The organism is bacterium, assembly GCA_030247525.1.
In the GTDB taxonomy this organism is placed as follows: domain Bacteria; phylum Electryoneota; class JAOADG01; order JAOADG01; family JAOADG01; genus JAOTSC01.
The window spans coordinates 1-18899 of sequence record JAOTSC010000062.1; the positions used below are offsets into that span (position 1 = coordinate 1).

The window sequence follows — 18899 nt, forward strand, 5'->3', positions numbered from 1 at the left end:
CGCGCACCATCGCTAAAGAAACCTGCAGCGAAACCGGTACAATCAACACCTGGTACTCCGCTTACGATTTCACGCTATTTCGATCAAACAGTAATGCTGACGAACTCCGAACGTGATCAGCTCTGGGATCAGGTAAGGCAGCAACCAGAACAGAATTTCACATTCAAGCGTCATGCATCCGATCTCGGTGGCGGTCATCCCAAGGACATTTATGTGGATCCACGCGGGCATGAATGGATGTTCAAACCGGTAGCGGCAGGATCCGAGTTCGCGGCAGAAGCCGAGACTGCTGCCTATAAAATTGGTCGTCTGGTTGATGATAACATGGTGGAAGTTCGGGTCGTCAAACTGAATGGTAAAACCGGAACGATCCAGCGAATGTTGAACGGACTGGCTGACAAACCTGATTTGACCTCGTTCAATCCTGGCAATTTCTCAGCTATAGAAATTGAGCAACTGCAGCGACACCGGGTAATCGACTGGCTAACTTCCAATCACGATGGACATGTCGCACAATTTCTGCGTACTCAGGATGGCCATCTCATCGGTATCGATAAGGGACAAGCGTGGCGGTACTTCCCGAATGACAAACTTGCTATTGACTATCATCCAAACAGCCAATTCGGTGAGCGGGAGCCAGTGTACAATACCCTGTTCCGGATGCAGAAAAATGGCGAGATTGCGCTCACCTGGCATCCAATGCTTGATTCGATAAAACGCTTGGAACAACTCAGTGATGATGAGTTGTGGTCGTATGTTGAGTCGTATGCTAGTGGTAGATACCAAAGCGATAGCGCTGGTCTCCGTAAATTCAAGTTGATGCTGATTGACCGAAAGAACAATCTGCGCCGGGATTTCGAAGCTTACATCAAAACCGTTGATAAAAAGTTCAAGGGATTTGATGCGATAGCGGCAGAAACTAAAGTGTCTAGCAAAATAGCAGATCCGAAACGGAAACAAGCTGAGGAATTAATCAAGAAAGTCGATGACGCCGGTTGGCAGGGAGTCACCATTGACTTTGACAGTGGCGATGTCGAAGACATGAATCTGCTCGTATTCTCTGAATCGGTGAAGGGCAAACCACGTACTGCCGTTAAGATGAAGTTATTGAAATCTGCCGATCAGAGAGTCCATAAGCTGATCAAAGGATTAATTGACCCAGATGACATGACTGGTCAACCTCTGGTAGAGGATCACTTCTTTGATACCATCGTCTCAGCACTGAAAACGATTCAATCTGGTTCCAAAAAAGCATCAAAAATTGATGCAGCAACCAGTTTATTGAACGAATTGAATACCCTGCGCGTTTCCAGTGATCCTGACATAAAGGCCATGGCGGAGCGTTATAGTTACTGGGTCAATGTCATTCAGCGTTGGAAAAGTTCCGGTAACAATGGCCTAATCCCTGAAATTCAGCAGGGTGAGAAACTGGAAGTCTACATAAAAATGCCTCAACCGAAAAAGGTCGGTCACAAAGCTGTGTCCTTTACCGTTAAGAAAGGGAACGTTACGTTCGAATCACGAGTCGCGAATGGAAGGGACATCGAAGTAAATGGTAGTCGTCGCGGGGCTAGTCAGATATTTCACCGCGGGGATACTTCTGTTCAGTACCAGATCGACTTTGGTGATGGAACAATCGCCTACTATACACCAACCGTTACCGCCAATAACAGTTTATTCGCGGTGAATGGTGAAATTGAGTTTCTAGTTGATGGGAAAGCGACTCCGGAACTGCTTGATCGAATAATAGCACATTCGCGTACCCTAGGAATCGATGGTAAAATTGCGACCGATGAGGATATCGAATTGATGTATCTACTCAAGCATGGGTATGTCTTGAAGGATGTGGAACAAGCCGGATACAAACAGCTTCTGGACAATTTCGAATCTACCAAAGCAACTACTACTGAGCGTATCCGAGTGCTGCGCGATTACTGGACAAAAAAAATGGGTGTTAAGGATGTAACCAAATTACCCTGCTATCAGCCCCAGGGTGTTCTGCAATTCGGGACTACCGGTGGTATTCAACAGGCAGGTCATCGTGTACAGTTGCGATTTGATTTGAGTGATGCAATGTTGGAACAACAGATGCCTGGTGTCTCGCTAGTGCACTCACTTACCAACGATTATGGACATATTGCCGAATTTTTCGATCAAGTATTGGCTGGTAACGGAACACTTGTCAGCACAGTGGAAAAGTTGCGTTGTGGAGTACCGGTAGGTGGTATGTCGCCTGCTGAAGATATGTCCAGTGGTGGTGCTTCCTATGTATTTACCCGCATCAAATCAGCCACTGACAGCCGATCAGAAGGCATTTACTTCAAAAAGAACATGCTCAGAAGACTCGATGCAATCAGCTATGATCATGATAAATACGGCAGAGTGACTGGCAATGATGTAATCGAAAATAGACACAGCACGATTGATGGCTTTCGACGATGCGCTGGGCGGAGTGGAAATGAAACGATCTTCAAATACACAGTAACTTTACTGGATAACATTGAAGAGGTACGAGTTAATCACGGTAAGCGGAAACAGATGTTAGATGTATTCCGAAAACATGGTCTCAGTCAGTTACCAGATGGACGTAAAGTGGAACAAATCGTAAAGGAAGTCGGATCATGAACATAAATTTGAGTGACGAATTGAATCGGATACAAAGTGTATTTGATGAATTTATGCGGGTCGGCTCCTGGATAATGGTAGAGTTTAATAAAGACGATGCATTTGATCTCGATATCGGCTGCTTCTACAAAGTGTTGAAAGTGAAGCCCGGATTTGATGCTGCGGGTAATCTGATCGATACCGACTTTTGGCTGTTGTTCTGCACCAGTGGATATGAAGAAGACGGGCACCATGGGCACGTCAAGAAAATACTTGATATGACTGATACTGAGTTCGGTGTTGACTTGCAGACCTTCGATGGTGAGACTTTGCACATTGAGCGGATTGTTAGCGGGGTTGATCTTCAGCATGAGGAAAGGTGGAGGTTGTTCCAACAACTGATCTCCGAAAACCCCGTTCGGTATGCTGAATTGAATAGCGCTTATGTAGAAGAAGGTTTGCGCAGAATGGACGATGTATGAAAGTAAAATACCTAATCGATGCACTTCTGATCGATGACATCGCTGGTGGCCTCACCTGGAAGCCCGTGGGAGTCTGGGCAGTGGAAGTTGGTGCGCAATCACTTGCCTTTGAATGGGCGTATCTCCCGGGTAATCCAGAACGAGAGTCAGAAGCAGATCGAGTTGCGACTGCGATGGTAGAAGCTGGAATCCAGGTTATACCGGAAGACTTTCTCGAATATCACCAGAGTGCATACAACTCTTACACCGGTCAGTTCTACGGTCCATTCGAGGAGGAGTTTGCAAATTTACCCGTGGGTTGTAAGGAAATTATTGCTCGAATCGCTAAGGGTGAGTTAGGATTGACCGATGGATGAGTTATGGAAAATACTGAATGACAAGTCTTGGATTCCTCGATTTGGGGAAGTGACGATCGTGTTCCAAGAAAGTGTACCCATCCTAGTATCCCGTAAGGACCAACGTAAACTTGCGGTTAATCCTCAAGTGAGAAATATCTCAAAGAATACAACACATCATCGTGATGAATCGCTTGACAGAGAGATCAAGAAATAGTACATTATTTGTGTAAAGTCATCTACGTGGTCAGGTAACTGACAAATTCGTCGCGTGACGGGAAAAACCCGAGCCCGACATCTCAATTCCGATGAGGAGTTGTGGTGTCGGGTTTTTTCGTTTTAGGACTTTGATGGAACTCGAATCACAAATTCATTATCTGCTTCAAACCCATGCTGAACTCCTGTTAGCGGCTCAGAACAAGGATGAGCAGGTTTCGTATGTAACGAACTACATCGGTTCGAAACAGAAACTGGTTGATTGGATTTGGGCACACACCCCACAGGGTGTGCAGAGTGTGCTTGATGCGTTCAGTGGCAGCGCTGTTGTTGGTTATATGTATAAGCGAAAAGGCTTGCGGGTCGTGGCAAATGACCGTCTGAAGTATGCTTACCACATAGCACGCGCCATCGTCGAAAACAATGATACGACACTATCCGACGGTGATATCGATAAACTGTTAACCGATAATACCAACACTGGAAGCTTCGTTCAGGACAATTTCAAGGGATTGTTCTTTGCCAAGGGTGTACATGCACTGATTGATCAGATTCGAGCAAACATCGATGATCTTCGTGGATACAAGAAGGACATCGCTCTATTCGCCTTGGCTAAGGCTTGCCTTAATGGCAAAGGTGGTTACTGCCATTTCCAATCATCTGTCCGGTATGAAAAATACGAAGATACCCTTGCTGAATTCACACAGCGATTCCGGAACAACTGTAACTGGATCAATGGATTGGTGTATGACAATGGAAAGGAAAACAGAGCAGAGAATTCGCCGATCGACGAACTACTCCCTGGTGTTAAAGTTGACTTAGCCTATTTCGATCCACCATACGCAACAGAATTCTCTACAACCAACTATGAGAGTTTCTATCACTTCATAGAAGGTTTAATGACCTATTGGAAAGGTCTTACGATCATCGTTGATAGTGCAACGCATAAGTATGCTGAGATCGAAGAAGAAACAATCACCCGTGCCAATTCTGAAACTTTTTTTGAAACTTTCCTGAAAGGCGCTCAAGGGATCAGTTGTTGGATCATCTCATACCGGGACCATGCTTTCCCAAATGAGGCATCGATCAAATCCATGATCTCAAACTCCGGCAAAGTGTCTCGCATGTATTCAAAAGATCATGCATATACAATGTCTGCTCATCATCGTCAAGACGAAGCGTCACTGGCTAAGGAACGGATTTTTGTCTGCGGACCAACCGAAACAGCGATCCGGTCTCAAGCAGATTGGGAAGAGGAAGCAAAGCAGATCTCCCAATTGCAGCCAGTGACTGCCGAGTCATTCGCTTCAACAAACAAATTGCAATGCTCGGCCATTACTGCTGACATCAAGCTGGTATCAGAAGCAAAAGAGGGTATTTCGAGTAACACCGAACCCGAGTTTGTGTTCGTTTTGACTCACGTCGGAACCAATCTCAACGGCGACAATTTCACTCGCGATGAACTGATTAAGGCTGCACCTTCTGCCATCTCACGTAAAGTTGATCTCAAACATTCGCAGGATCTCACCGACATCGTCGGTGGAATTACCGAATCCCAGTGGAAAGATGAAGAGGGCGGTCTGGTAGAGTGTACCGGTCGGCTCTTCGTTGCTGATAATCCGCACGCCCAACTTGCCTACCGGCTCATGAAGGAAGGAATCGTCAAGCAGGTTTCAATGGAATGCCAGTACGATGCCGGTGAGTGCTCAATCTGCGGTAAGAAGTTTTCTTCGAAAGCCGACTACTGCATCCATCTCCGCAAGTACAAGGGTGCTACTTACCAGGGTAAACCGGTGTACGAAATTCTGCGTGGGGTGGTTTTTACTGGTGTGGGATTGCTTTCCGATAAAGGTGCCGACGAGCGTGCTGTAATCCGTTCCGTTGCGAAAACAGGAGTCAAAATGAAAACACAGGCATTGACTTTTAATGAGTATTTCCTCCAGCAACAGCGCAGTATGACGCTGTGGGACATCGTGGGAGGATTACAAAGCTATCTCAACGATCTACTGGGCAAAGTGAAGAATGAAGACCTCACCAACGACCAGGCCTTCGAACTGATGCAAAGTGGCGTTGAGCAATTTCGTTCCTCGCTGGAGGAGCTGTTTCAAAATCCAGCTGATTTACCAACTGTGGAGGCAAAGAAAATGAGTGATCATCCCACACCGGAAACCCCTCCGGCGAGTGAGGCAGCTCCGGCAAGCGAACAGATCAAGACGCTGACGCAGGAGAATGCCGATTTGAAAAAGCAGGTCGATGAACTGTCGAAGCAACTCGATACGCTGAAAAAAGCTGCTGCTCAAGAAAAAGCAAAGGCAAAAGCAACGGAATTGGTGAAGCGATTCGAACTCAAAGGTCGCACGTTCGCCAATGATGCCGAGCGTGAAGCAGAGATTGAACGTCTGTCAGCCCTTTCCGAAGAAGCACTGATGGCCGTAGAGATCACTGTTTCGGGTATGCCTGACCTATCTACTCAAGCAAATCGTCAGCCAATCCCGGTACTCAAAACGGATGCTGGTGTCAAGCCCATCAACGTTGCCGATACGCCGCCCGGCGACGAACTCAAAACCGGATTAAAAGACGGTTTGATGGCGGCTTACAAACAGAATCGCGGCGAAGCGGTCACGAACTGAGAAGGAGATCTCGATGGCAAATTTCCTGAATGCCGCCTTGCCTGGTATCGCATACGGCAATGGCGAACTGCAGGGTCCGGGCAACCCCGGGCAAATTGTAAAACTGGTCGGAAACGATCTGTACGAAGTGGTCAATAATGCGAATGATGAACCGTTCGGTTTGCTGGGTCGCACTAATCGGCTCAAGAGCGGACCAACACCGACATCCACCGACAAGGTGCTGGCAGTTGTATTTGTCGGCGACGGTATTTACGAAACCGACAATTTTTCCGGCTCGATTACGGCCGGCAATGCTCTGACATTCGATGCAACGCTTGGCAATCTGAAAGCTGCCGGTGCCGGTGCAAAGATTATTGGTCGTGCGCTGTCAGTTTCGGACGGCATGCTCAAGTTTCAATGGACGAATCACGGGACTAGCGTCCCCTCGGCGTAAGGAGTAATCAATGATTAGCACCGAAGTGAACTCCCGCGAATTCATGGAGAAAATGGGCAAGTTGATGACCCGTTCGCTGGAGACCCCGGAAGGAAAGCATGCAATGGCGGAAGCGATTGCTCCTCCGATTGAAATGGAAATCAATCGCCGGATCATTACGCCGCTGCTCTTGACCGAACATCCATTGCCACCCGGACAACCGGCAAAGTACCAGAAAGTTCCGGGAATCAAGGCACATTGGATCGCCACGGGAGGAATCGTTACGTCTACTGATGTAGCTGATTTCGATGAAGTGGAATTTCCGATCGACCGAATTCCGGCAAATCCAATGGTCGATATCTCGGCTTTGCAGAGCGGCAACGTCGGCACGCTTACCGATCATCAGAACAAGGCCGCAAACGCCATCCGGAAAGAAGTCGATAAGCGAACAATGTCGCTGTTATCGGCTTCGGTTCCTCAGTCGAATATCATCACGATCACCAGTGGTGGCAAGCTGACTGAAACAGCCTTCTATCAGGCGATTGCCAAGGTGGAAGATCTCGAACTGAATCCGAAATTCATCCTGATGCGTGGTGCGCGAATGTCGGATTTGAAGAGCTGGTCGAATCTAGATCCGCAGACCAACCGCGAACTGTTCGAAAAGGGCGTCGTCAAGACAATGGGTGGTGCAGGATTAATCAATACTGCTGCTGCATCATTGTCAGAAGTGATCATCGTTCCGGACACTGAGATCGGTAAATACGCCGTTCGAAGTGCGATCACTGCTGAACCCTACAAGGACGTTCCCCGATTCAAAGTTGGTTGGGTGGTCTGGATGGAGTGTGCTCTCGGCATTACCCGACCCGATCTGCTGTTCAAAATCGTCATCAACGGTTAGCGAGGTGGCTACGATCAAAAATAGTTCCGGGACGACGTTGGTGTTCCCTTCGGGATTAGTCTTGCTGCCGGACGCATCGCATTCCGTGGGTCGTATGACTCCCGAGTTAAGCGATGCGCTGGCAAGCGGACTACTTGCTGAAGAGAAACCAATGGAAGCGACCGGTGAAGTCGATCCGACTACTACTGGTAAGAAAAAGAAATGACACCGTTGTCCGAACTCACCGCCAAGCTGCGGCTCGATTTTCACGATACGCTAAGCGATCCGGCACACGATCTGTCGGATGAGCAATTGTGTCGTTCAATCGAGCGCGGGTTGCTGTTTCTGAACCGCGACTTCGCTGTTACGTACACAGTAACCGGCGATGCAGTCTATCCGGTTCTGACGATGGAACACCGGGAGATGCTTTTGCTACGATCTCTCGCATTGGTTTGTGAAACGATGGCAGCAAGATCGTCGCGACAAGTTTCATTCTCGTCCGGCGATAAATCGGTGACGCATGGCGACGAAGCACGTATCTGGCTCGCACTGGGTGAGCGCAGTATGGCTCGATACGACGCCGCAGTGGAAGCTTGGACAGGTGGTTCAGGTGGTGTGACTCCTTTGTTGTATGGCAATGAATAGACTCAATGACGATACCATTTTCCGCGCAACAGGCGCAGCAGATACGCAGCGACATGAAATCGCTGATCGAGTGCAGCGGCGAAACCGCTAACCGAACTCGGCAGCAAATCGGCATGGTGGAATATGGCGGTGCGCATGTTGAAGAGTCGGTCGATCAGATCACTTTCCCGGTGTTGCGCAAACCGCTGCCGGAATCTGATCTGACGAAATGTGGAAATGGCGTGCTGTTGTCGGTATTGCCGGAGGTAGATCTGCAGGAGATCGATCTCGTGACTGTGGATGGAGTGCATTACGGTATCGCGGAGATCACTGAATTCAATCTGTTTGGTGTATTGACACACAAAGAGATCAAACTCGAACCGTACCGGAGCCGTTCGTGAAAATCGTAATCGATACCAGAGCCTTTGCCAAGAGTAAAGCGATACTGCGCAAATATCCGCACCTGGTGAGCGCTGGTTTGCAGACGGCAATGGTGACAATGGCGGAAGATGTTCGCAAGACTGCGGTAACAAAACTGCGCGATCAGGGCGGGGTCGATTCTGGTTTGTTGATGAACAGCATTGCGGTGGTGCAGGTTGGTAGTCACCATCTCGTTGTCGGCACGAATGTCGCCTATGCGGCAGCAGTTGAGTTTGGTGCGAGAGGACACTGGCTTCATATCGATTCCGTTCCCGGATTCCGGTTGTGGCTCAAGCGGCATAATATCCCGGGGTGGAACAACCGGAAGTTTTTCTATGTCGCGCCTAAACCACGACCCTATTTCGAACCGGCGTTTGAACACGGTAAGGTTGAAGCACCCAAGATTGTACAGGGTGTTATGGCATCATTAACCGCCGGATTTCTGACATGAAACTGGAACAGGCGTTAGCGCGGTATTTGGAATTGAACATTCCAGACCTTCACGTGTTCAAGGATGATCTGGCACATACCGCCGCCGGATATCCGTACCCGTTGTTGTTGATTACCGAGATCGATGCCAGGCGCAAGCAAATTGGGACAGGACCATACGATGCTTTGGATGGTTCCATCGAACGGAAATGGTGGAATATCGAGCGAACACTACGCTTTACGGTGCGCTCACCGGCGGACAAGCAGCGCGATGGTAATACGATTGTGCATTCGCTGATTGAACAGATTGATGGCGAACTGCAATCGTTGTTCCGAATCGGGTCGGTTGAGTTACCGGTAGGAAGTGATTCAGTGCATATCGCAATGGCGAATCATTCGGGTTTTCACGAACTGCCGGCGATCACCGACCAGTTACCATTCGTTTACCAGCGTACGGTGTCGTGGCGGTTTCAGGAAATGACCAGTCAGGAGTTTGAAGGAGTGCCGCCACTAATCGCGGTGCATTTCGAGATGGGAGAGATCCAGTAATGAACAGACGTACGAACGGGGATACTGAACCGGTAACCGACTCGAGTGCACCCAATGAAACGACAATTACTGTCGCTCCGGAGTACCGAGTGAATGTGTTGCTTCCCGAATTAAAGCAGTATCCGACTCATGTCGTAAATGCCGTGCTGGCGCAGCATGGATTGACACCAATGAGTTTGATTTCCAAGTCACGCCTCGTTGAACTAATCGAGTCGTGGTTAAAGGGGGATGCCAATGGCTGACCGCATTATCAAGAATGTCTATACCGAGTATAAGTCGGGTCCGGTAGTCCCGGCTGTCATTCCGACCAACATCGAATTCTGCGCTGGCACGGCCAAGCGAGGTCTGCTTGAACATGTTTATCAGGTGTCGGATAAGGCGACCGCGAAAGAACTCTTCGGTAGTGGCGAATTGCTGAAAGCGCTGGAAGAGAAAATCGATGCTTCGCAAGGATCGGCATTCCTGTATGTACTTCGTATTGCGGGTGCCTCGGCTGCCGCCGCAACTGCCAATCTGATGGATGCAACCTCCGGCACTGCCATTCCCGCAATTGTCCTTACGGCGAAGGAAAAGGGGACTTGGTTTAATAGTGACCGAGTGAACGTCGATGTGATCGCCGATTCTAATGACCGAACCATCGTGATTACTATCGGTGAACAGATATATCGCTTCACTGGCACGACCAATGCTGCCCTGGTAGAATCGATCAACGGCAACAGTAACTTCCCAGTTAAGGCTGTAGTTGCTACCGGTTCCCCCACAGTAGTGAAGGCGCAGACAAGTGTACACCTAGCTGGTGGGGACGACGGTGATACGCTCGCCAACAGTGATTACACCAATGCGATCACGCTATCCGAAACATACACCGATGCAGCTTGGGTACATTTTATCGGCGCAACTACGGTAGCGCTCTGGACTTCGATTCTTACATCCTGCGCCAACATGATCGCCAGTAATCGCGGCGAACGATTCGCCATTCTCGATTTTCCGACAATTACGGCGGTTGACAAGTTGCAACCGACTGCTGCCGAAATTGTCACTTATCTCGCTTCTTGCAAGACCTTGTACGATGCCGTTCGTGACTGCAATGCGGTGTTCTGTGTTGGTGAGGGAAAGTTCATTGCCTCAGATGGGACGGTGTACACCAACCGCCTCACCAATACCCTGACCGGACTACTCGCCAAGATCGACATCCAGAAGTCGTTGCTCGGTGAAAAACCAGTTAACCTGATCAATCTCACCACCCATTTCACCAATGCGCAGCAGACTTCGCTGGTGACCGATGGTATTAATTATCTCCGGTTTCAACCGGGATTCGGAACCATTGTCGCGTTGTCGCAGAACCGGTGTCCGGTCGGTGACACCTACAATCGGGTTGAGAAGCTACGTGCCGTGTACACTGCCGGGAAAAAATGCCGGGCAGCAGCCTTCCCGCATCTCGGTCGACCCAATGATTCGCAGGGACATGGTATCAAACTGCTTGAAACCGACATGAAGAAACCACTCCAGATCATGCAAGATGCCGGTCAGATCGACAGTTACGATCTCTTTATCGAATGCACTCCTGAGATGCGCGATCTCGGTGAAGCCCGGGTTGTCCTTACGGTGAATTCGATGAAGGCGTTCGAGATCATCCTGAACGAAATCTATCTGCAGTAGCGGAGAAAGGACGAATAAAAAATGCCGAATCAAGAACCGATTGGCGTAATGGATGGCATCGCCGAGAACAGTATCAAACTGTTTATCGACGGGTTGCCGGTCTTCGCCCTGAAGAATTTCAATTGGAAGATTTCGCACCCGAAGAAGCCGCTTTATGGCGCTGGTTTTCCCAAGGCTCATGGCGTGACCCGTGCGGTCCACAAAACTTATGAGATCGATTTCGAGATTGCGGAAGTGCTTTCGAATAACGCGTTTGTCGCAGCACAATTGCTAAAGAACACCGCACTGCAAGCGCCGTTCAGCGATCTCACTGATATTCGCGATGCCACCATTATTGCCATGTATCCTGGCGCTGCGATTGGTGAGAGTAAACTATTCACCGGTGTCGAAATCACGGATTACGAAGGTGGTTTCGAGGATTCCGAAGATGCGAAACCAGTTGGTATCAAGTGCAAGGGCTTTGCCCTCGAGAAAGTCTAACGAGGTATTTCATGGAATCACTATCCGATAACAAGACCATCGTTCCGTTCGTTCCGCAGGAACTGACGGATGATACCATCGCTCAGCTCAAGGAAAAGTGGGGCAAGAACTACACGCTTCACGTAGTCGAGATTGCAAACTGTGACCAGCAATTTGTTGTCCGCAGCAGCAACTGGACAGAATTCTCTAAACTGCAAGCATTCATGGCCGGTAACCAACAGACTGCTGTCACTCGGGCACCGGTGATGTACATCTCTCAGTTCGTGGTATTCCCCGATATCAATGCGATGGAGCTGGAAACCAATACCAGTGGCTTTTGGCAACCGGGACTCATCCTCTCGCTGTTTGTCAAAATCCAGGAAGCGTTGGGTCTGAAAGAAGGCGGTTCGATAAAAAAGCTCTAAAGTATGAGCGCGAACGCATCGATCAGACGTGGTATCTCCAGTTACGAGCAGTGATCTGTAAATGGTTTCCGGGATACACGTTCTCTGTAGTCGATACGCTTCCATTCGAGCAGGTATTCGAACTTTATGCCAGTGCCGAATGGCTTTCCGATCAGGAATCGAAGGCAGTTGAACAAAACAAACCGAAACGGGGACGAAGGTAAAAGAGATGTCGCAAGGGTTTACACAGGCGATTCATATTGCACTGGTCGGCACCGCCGATCTGGCGGCATTCGACATGGCTACCCGTCAACTCAATACCCTTGAGTCGACTCTTCATCGTGCTTCTACTACTCTTGCCAGTTTAGGACTCAAGTCAACTCTGTTCGGCGCGGGAATGGCGTTCTCGGTTGGAACGGCAATCAAGTCGGCTGCCGATTTCGAGTCGGAACTGGCAATGGTGAGTACCCTGCTTACCGCTCAAACCGAACAATATCTCCCGAAATACAAAAAAGAGCTAGTCGATCTTGCTGCATCCTCGCCTAAGGATTCGCTGGAAGGGTTAACAAAAGCGCTATACCAGACGATCTCCGCTAACGTCCCGGCAAGCGATGCCATGCGGGTGCTGACCATCGCATCACAGTCGGCTGCTGCTGGTCTAACCGATACTGAGACAGCAGTAGATGGCATTACCAGCGTCCTCAATGCCTACCAGATGAGCGCAAAAGAAGCGACCCGGGTATCCGACATCATGTTCATGGCGCAGAATTTAGGTAAGACTACCTTCGGCGAAATGGCGAAGGAATTAGGCGGCGTTCTGGGTACAGCCTCGGCTGCCGGTGTGTCGTTTGAAGAGATTGCGGCAGCCATTACCACCATCACGAAGCGTGGTATCAACACTGCTGAATCGGTTACTGCGATCAATATGGCATTACAGGATATCATAGCACCCTCAGAAAAAGCAAAACGTGCCTCTGCGAAATTCGGTATCGAATTGTCACTATCGAAAATGCATGCAATGGGATTCCAGAAGTATCTGCAGTACCTCTCCAGTGGGGTTGGCGGCAGTATCGAGAACATCGCACAACTATCCGATAATGTGCGTGGGCTAAAAGCGATCCTCGCACTGACCGGAAAAAATGCCAACGAAGCAGCAAGCGATCTAACTGCCATGACTGGATCGGCGAATGCGACTCGTGATGCCTTTGCCAAAGTTTCCGATACTGTAAAGGCTAAATGGAATCATGTCACCAATGCGCTGGCATCGCTGAAAGAAACCATCGGCGAACCGCTGCTCTCTCCAATAGCAAACGTGCTGGATAAAATCTCAAGTCTGGTGAATGCGTTTCGCCAGTTTGCTGCGGTGCATCCCACACTCATTTCAGTGGGCGCTTCGTTTATGGCTACCAGCGCATCGGTGTTCCTGTTCGGAGGATTGCTGCTGCTTTCCGCCAGTGGCGTTACTGCTCTGGCAGCAAATATTCTGGCGCTTCCGACCAAACTAAATGCTCTTGCCACTGCCATGAAACTTTCACTTCCCGCCGGGACCGGAATGCTCGGAATATTGAAGGCCATCAGCGGATCGATTCTCTCGGTCGCATCTCCAGTACTCATTGCTGCTGGTGTGATGGCAGGATTGTTCGTCGCCTGGAAGACCAACTTCCTCGGATTGCGCGATGTCGTTACTGCGTTCTGGACTGCGATAAAACCGCTTCTGATAGCACTTTGGTCAACTTTCAAGCTGTTGGTTACTGACATTGTTTACCAAATTCGTGATATCGCCAATGCAGTCACCGGTTGGTTTACGACTTGGAACAGCTCATTTACCGGTATGCAGTCGCCACTGATCGCATTTGCAATGGTTACCGCCTATACCGTTGGATTTACCATCGGACTCTTTCGTGGATTCTTCGATCTGCTGCGCACGTCACCAGTGATCGGGACACTACTCGCCACGGGACTCGGTATCGGAATCTTCAAATTGTGGGGAATGTCGAGTGCTTTGGGTGGTGTGATTCCCCTGCTCAAAACACTGCCCTATTACACCCGGGTGTTCGGTGCCGAGTTAAAGTACCTCAGTATTAAGCTGGCGGAGATTGCTGCTAATCCAAAACTTGCCTTCGAAATCTTGCGCAATATGATGACCAGTGGTGCCGGTACGGCGAAGAACTTTGCAGTTTCCGTTTACTCCTCGTTTCTCACCGCTTTGAAAGGGATGTGGCAGTTTACGCTATCAGCAGCTCAGGGCATCTGGCAGTGGGCACTCTCGCTGGGATCATCGGTTGCCTTTGTGATTAAAAATCTGGCGATGCTCACCTGGAATTTAGCGGTCGCCGGAATGAAGGTGGTCTGGTTTGGCATGCAGTGGCTGATTGCGAAAGCCGGTATGCTCGCTCATGCCATTGCCACCGGTGTCGCCACTAGCGCGCAGTGGTTGCTCAATGTTGCGATGACTGCCAATCCGATAGGTTTAATCATCATTGGGGTCGTGGCGCTTGGTGCGGCTTTCTACCTGCTGTACAAACACTGGGATACCGTTTGGGGTTGGATCAAACAAGCGGCACTCGTCGCAGTATTCGGAATTATCGCACCGTTTTACCTCTTGTGGAAACACTGGGATACCGTACTCAGTTGGCTGAGAACCGGATTTACTGCCGTTGGTGATATTTTCGCTGGCATCTGGAATGTTGTCAAGCAAGCAGGTATGAACGCCGCCGACTGGGTGATCGAGAAGATCAATTGGCTTATCGGTAAGATTAATAGTGTCTCTTCCTATCTCGGATTTGAGATTCCACTTATCCCGACCTTTACCGGTAAAGCGTCGATCCCAACTCAACCGGCAGTCATTCCGGTGGAAGTGCGCACGTTTACCAAAGACAATAATCTCGTCCACAACTCACCCTACACCATTCTGACGCAGCAGGCAAAAATTCCGGTGGCAGTTACGCTGGATGATTTCTTTTTGCGGCTGCAAGATACGCTGACTAAAACACTCACGAACCTGCTCGATCTGATGACACTGCGTTTGGAGCAGTTCGTCGTGGCGACGCAGCAGCTATCCGGACTACAACCATCACTGGCATTCGCCGGTGGTACAGTTGATGTCGGTGCACCTCCATCCAGTTCCAGTGTTGTATCGAGCCGGATTTTCAATACGCAGCGAAGTCACCGTTCAACCAGCATTGACCGCAGTATCCGCATCGACGCAATCAATATCTCCGGTGTTTCCAGTGAACAGGGTGAATCGATTCGCGATCAGATTATTGCCGCATTGTCTGATGCGCTTTCAGCGACCGACGGGGTCGAGGAGGCGCACCTTGGCTGATCTCGTGTTCGGTATCATCAATCTTCTCCGACAGAAGGAAGATGATTCAGCAAGGCTCAAGTCGCTGCAGGATAAAGTTAAAAGCAAACGCAGCAGTCAGTGGGATTCTCGCGAATACTCAACAGCGGGCGAACTAATGCTAAAGCGAGGTGATACTGAGCTTCACTTATATCCGAAAAAAGTAGGGATCAAGCAGAGCATCAAGATCGATGAGATCGAGATTCCGAAATCGTCGGGTAAGATCAAACAGGTACTTGGCTATGAAGACACTGAGATCTCAATCACCATCGAGCTGACCAATCTCGAAGAAAATGGCAAAGTAGTGAAGCCATTGCGCGAACGGGTGGAATCGCTGCAAAAGCTGTATCGCGAGGGCAAGCAAAAGTTACCAGTTCCATTGACACTGGTTTCACCACTTCCAGAAATCGCTGGCATCGATCAGGTGTACTGGAAGGAGTTGCAGCTTGAGGATGATCCGGAGGGATACAATCTCGTCACTGCGCAATGCGTATTCGTGCAATTCAACTCGATCAAGACCCAACTGGAAAATCAAGCTCTTGCTCAATCTGCACAACAAGCATTACAGTCGGATGCGTCTGCGAATATGCCAGCAGAAATGCAACGACCCGATACTTCGCAGGATGAAGCACTAGCACAGCGACTTGGTGCAACTGCGAAGAGTGGCGAGCGTGCCGGTTATACCCTGGGTTCGCTTGGTGACAGTATGCCTGAACACCCAGCAGCCGACGCACCAGTTACACACTAAGGAATCTTTTTTATGAGTTTAGAGCCCTATCAACTTGCCAACCGAACGCCGGTTACTTCGGTCAAATACAAAGACCTCGAGATCGGTGATGCGGTTAGTGTATTCGAAGTGACTTCGTTTCGTCGCGGCACTGGTGATACCGCCTGGTTGAGAATCCCGATAGCCACCGGATTCGATGGGGAATTTTTCGAACGGGGTGCACCAGTAATAATCCAATGGGGACTCGATAGCGAAGAGAATCTGCTGCCGATTTTCGACGGTGTGGTCCGCGAAGTGAAGGAGCTGGATCAGGCGATCCGGGTTGAACTAGTCGACTACATGACACTGCTCCATGCCAAGCAGATCACGACCACCATCGAAGACGAAAACACCGAAGCGATTATCTGCCAACTAACACGCGGTCTGGGTCTGCAACACGATCTCGAAGCATCCGGATTAGAGCTGAAAAAGTTTCCGGTATTTAATCGAACCGTGTTCGAAGCAATGACCCATCTGGCTGAGCGGGTGAAATTCGAACTGGGTAAAACGATGCTGTTCTGGATACGAAACAGAACGCTCTATTGGCAATCTCCAAAACAGCCAGCCGAACCGGTTGTTTCGTTTGTTACTGGATTGAATATCAACAACCGTGGGTCAAGCAAATTGCAAGGTTACTCTTGGCTCACTACCGGCATTGCTCCAGTGTTGCATGGTGACACCATTGAAGTGGATGGTGATGCGGTTGTGGCAGAACGAGTGTATTACAAATGGTCTCGTGGCTGCCGCAGTAAGATTTACTGGAAGCATGTCAGTGTCTGAAACCTGTGAACATGATCTGCTGCAGCTCCTGCGCAAGGCGATGGAGACGATGCGTCCCGATCTGTCGGGGTACATGCGGTTTCCAATGCGCGGAAAAGTAGTGGCAGTTAACGCAGAAAAGTTCACAGTCGATGTAAAGCCTGACGATGCCGATACACCCTTGCTTCCTAAATGTCAAATTCTGACGCTTTGGGCAACCAGCATCCAACGGATTGTAATTCTTCCGAAGATCGATGACGCAGTCGTGGTCGGCTTTCTCTGGGGAGATCCTACCCAACCATTTGTGATGGGATTTGTTACGGACTCAGGGACATGTGGTAAACATCTCATCATCGAGCAGGGTAGCAGCCGGATTGAAATCGCAGAAAATGGTGCCATTCTGATCGCAACAGAAGCAACGCTGAATGTTACTGCCGGAGCGAAAATTGAGATTTGTGGTGACGCCGATATCGATGTGATTGCAACCGGAAAAGTAAAACTATCTGCGCCTCAAGTGGAGCTAGGGGCAAGTGCGCAGGAGAAAGTGGTACTGGGTGATTCGTTCATGAGCTATTTCAATACGCACATCCATACCGGAAATCTTGGTGCACCGACCTCGCCACCCATCCAACCGATGATGACAGCGATGTTATCGGAAGTATCAAAAACGGAATAAAAATGGCGCTTTCGGCAACACTACTCAAGGAATTGATTGGACAGCAGTATGACTCGCTGGATGCGGACGGGTCGTCATTAGCAAGTCTGATCGAACAACATATCCGGCAGGAGTTGGGTAGTGTTCCAGCATTTGCCGGTGGCAGTTATCTCGATCCAATTCCCAAGATGTCACGTGCAATAGCGCAGGCAGTACACCAGAATACCAAGACCATTTTCGCCGGTGCGGTGGCGACAGCCATGGTGCAGCACTTCGTAAGTGCTGGAGTGGTAACGGTAGCAGCAGGAATTGCGGTATCTACTGCTGGTAGTCCCGCAGCACAGACTGGTGCGACGACTGCGCCGGGTGTGGGAGTGATTTCATGATGGCAGGTTTAGAACATCTCGGTACTGATCTGGCATTTGACGAAGTTGGCGACTTGTTGGTATCCGCCAGTGGCGATCTCGCTTTGGTGTCGGGTCGAGACTGTCTGCTGCGCGATCTCGCCGATGCCTTGCGTACCCAACCGGGAGAATTGTTTCCGCATCCTGAATATGGTTGCGGTATGCTGGGCATGCTGGGTGCTAATGATACACCTCTCAACCGGACATTGGCACAGCGATTTATTACGAAAACACTGGAAAATGATCAACGGGTGAAACAGTCGACAATTCAAGTGGAACTGCTTTCATTCGGTAGCGAGGAAAAGACCTTCCAGGCACGTTTTGAAGCAGTCGGCGATAGCGAAACCCATACGCTGGTCTGGGGCTATGGCATCAAGAGTATTGACGATCTAAAAAGGAATTCGATAGTTGTATGAAATCGTACAGTGACATTCGCGATGAATTGATCGGGAAGGTGGCGGCGAAAACCCCGTTCACGAACTTCTCGACATCGAGTGGGATTCGCAACCTGCTCGAAATCATTGCCTATGTCATAGCGTCACTCTACAACTTCGTGTTCAAGGTCGCGCAGCAAGGATTTCTGATGACTGCCACTGGTGAGTGGCTCGATCTGCGTGCCCGCGAATGTGGTGTGGAGAGGTTACTCGGTAGCAAAACACAAATGTGGATCACGTTCTACCGTGCACCTGCGTCGAACATTCTTACCATACCAGCCGGAACAATCGTCAAAAGTCGCGCAGAATCCAGTGGAAATGAATATCGTTATTCTACGATCCAGGCAGCAGTAATCCCGGCAAATGAGACATTTGTTCGCGTGCTGGCAGAAGCCGAAGTGATCGGCACCTGCTGTAATCTCGGAAGTGTAACCGTTA

The 18899-nt window shown here is 49.5% G+C and carries 22 protein-coding genes; all 22 read left to right on the plus strand.

Annotation, left to right across the window (positions count from 1 at the left end):
• Positions 1-2625: phage head morphogenesis protein (locus tag OEM52_07385; protein ID MDK9699948.1), on the plus strand; the 2625-nt coding region annotated here is incomplete at its 5' end.
• Positions 2622-3086, plus strand: coding sequence for a hypothetical protein (locus tag OEM52_07390; protein MDK9699949.1), 465 nt, complete (start codon positions 2622-2624; stop codon positions 3084-3086). The genes OEM52_07385 and OEM52_07390, both read left to right, overlap by 4 nt.
• Positions 3083-3442 (plus strand): hypothetical protein, encoded by a 360-nt coding sequence (locus OEM52_07395; protein ID MDK9699950.1) that lies wholly within the window; start codon positions 3083-3085, stop codon positions 3440-3442. Before OEM52_07390 ends, OEM52_07395 begins: the two co-directional genes overlap by 4 nt.
• Positions 3443-3771: 329 nt before the next feature.
• A complete protein-coding gene (locus OEM52_07400; protein ID MDK9699951.1) occupies positions 3772-6267 on the plus strand; it encodes a DNA adenine methylase in 2496 nt (831 codons plus the stop codon).
• A 13-nt stretch (positions 6268-6280) separates the two neighbouring features.
• Positions 6281-6700 carry a hypothetical protein gene (locus OEM52_07405; GenBank protein ID MDK9699952.1) on the plus strand — a complete coding sequence of 140 codons (420 nt, stop codon included), beginning with the start codon at positions 6281-6283 and terminating at the stop codon, positions 6698-6700.
• Positions 6701-6710: 10 nt separating this feature from the next.
• On the plus strand, positions 6711-7577 hold the full coding sequence (locus OEM52_07410) for a hypothetical protein (protein ID MDK9699953.1): 867 nt from the start codon (positions 6711-6713) through the stop codon (positions 7575-7577).
• 4 nt (positions 7578-7581) lie between these two features.
• Positions 7582-7782, plus strand: coding sequence for a hypothetical protein (locus OEM52_07415; GenBank protein ID MDK9699954.1), 201 nt, complete (start codon positions 7582-7584; stop codon positions 7780-7782).
• On the plus strand, positions 7779-8201 hold the full coding sequence (locus OEM52_07420; GenBank protein MDK9699955.1) for a hypothetical protein: 423 nt from the start codon (positions 7779-7781) through the stop codon (positions 8199-8201). The genes OEM52_07415 and OEM52_07420 overlap by 4 nt, the downstream gene beginning before the upstream one ends.
• A gap of 5 nt (positions 8202-8206) precedes the next feature.
• Positions 8207-8581 (plus strand): hypothetical protein, encoded by a 375-nt coding sequence (locus tag OEM52_07425; GenBank protein ID MDK9699956.1) that lies wholly within the window; start codon positions 8207-8209, stop codon positions 8579-8581.
• Entirely contained in the window at positions 8578-9051 is a 474-nt protein-coding gene (locus OEM52_07430; protein ID MDK9699957.1) for an HK97 gp10 family phage protein, read from the plus strand. The genes OEM52_07425 and OEM52_07430 overlap by 4 nt, the downstream gene beginning before the upstream one ends.
• Positions 9048-9578, plus strand: a complete 531-nt coding sequence (locus OEM52_07435; protein ID MDK9699958.1) for a hypothetical protein — start codon at positions 9048-9050, stop codon at positions 9576-9578. Before OEM52_07430 ends, OEM52_07435 begins: the two co-directional genes overlap by 4 nt.
• The gene (locus OEM52_07440) at positions 9578-9820 is read left to right on the plus strand and encodes a hypothetical protein (GenBank protein ID MDK9699959.1); all 243 of its coding nucleotides are present in this window, start codon (positions 9578-9580) and stop codon (positions 9818-9820) included. The genes OEM52_07435 and OEM52_07440 overlap by 1 nt, the downstream gene beginning before the upstream one ends.
• The gene (locus OEM52_07445; protein ID MDK9699960.1) at positions 9813-11237 is read left to right on the plus strand and encodes a DUF2586 family protein; all 1425 of its coding nucleotides are present in this window, start codon (positions 9813-9815) and stop codon (positions 11235-11237) included. The genes OEM52_07440 and OEM52_07445 overlap by 8 nt, the downstream gene beginning before the upstream one ends.
• Positions 11238-11258: 21 nt before the next feature.
• Positions 11259-11717: a hypothetical protein gene (locus OEM52_07450; GenBank protein ID MDK9699961.1), complete on the plus strand. Its 459-nt coding sequence runs from the start codon at positions 11259-11261 to the stop codon at positions 11715-11717.
• A gap of 11 nt (positions 11718-11728) precedes the next feature.
• Positions 11729-12121, plus strand: a complete 393-nt coding sequence (locus OEM52_07455) for a hypothetical protein (protein ID MDK9699962.1) — start codon at positions 11729-11731, stop codon at positions 12119-12121.
• 208 nt (positions 12122-12329) lie between these two features.
• On the plus strand, positions 12330-15425 hold the full coding sequence (locus OEM52_07460; protein MDK9699963.1) for a phage tail tape measure protein: 3096 nt from the start codon (positions 12330-12332) through the stop codon (positions 15423-15425).
• The gene (locus OEM52_07465) at positions 15418-16191 is read left to right on the plus strand and encodes a hypothetical protein (GenBank protein ID MDK9699964.1); all 774 of its coding nucleotides are present in this window, start codon (positions 15418-15420) and stop codon (positions 16189-16191) included. The genes OEM52_07460 and OEM52_07465 overlap by 8 nt, the downstream gene beginning before the upstream one ends.
• A gap of 12 nt (positions 16192-16203) precedes the next feature.
• A complete protein-coding gene (locus OEM52_07470) occupies positions 16204-16989 on the plus strand; it encodes a hypothetical protein (GenBank protein ID MDK9699965.1) in 786 nt (261 codons plus the stop codon).
• A complete protein-coding gene (locus OEM52_07475) occupies positions 16976-17644 on the plus strand; it encodes a phage baseplate assembly protein V (GenBank protein ID MDK9699966.1) in 669 nt (222 codons plus the stop codon). The genes OEM52_07470 and OEM52_07475 overlap by 14 nt, the downstream gene beginning before the upstream one ends.
• Before the next feature lie 2 nt (positions 17645-17646).
• Complete coding sequence (locus OEM52_07480) at positions 17647-18009, plus strand: hypothetical protein (protein MDK9699967.1); 363 nt, start codon at positions 17647-17649, stop codon at positions 18007-18009.
• Positions 18006-18443, plus strand: coding sequence for a GPW/gp25 family protein (locus tag OEM52_07485; protein MDK9699968.1), 438 nt, complete (start codon positions 18006-18008; stop codon positions 18441-18443). Before OEM52_07480 ends, OEM52_07485 begins: the two co-directional genes overlap by 4 nt.
• The coding region (locus OEM52_07490) for a baseplate J/gp47 family protein (GenBank protein MDK9699969.1) at positions 18440-18899 on the plus strand (460 nt) is incomplete at its 3' end. The genes OEM52_07485 and OEM52_07490, both read left to right, overlap by 4 nt.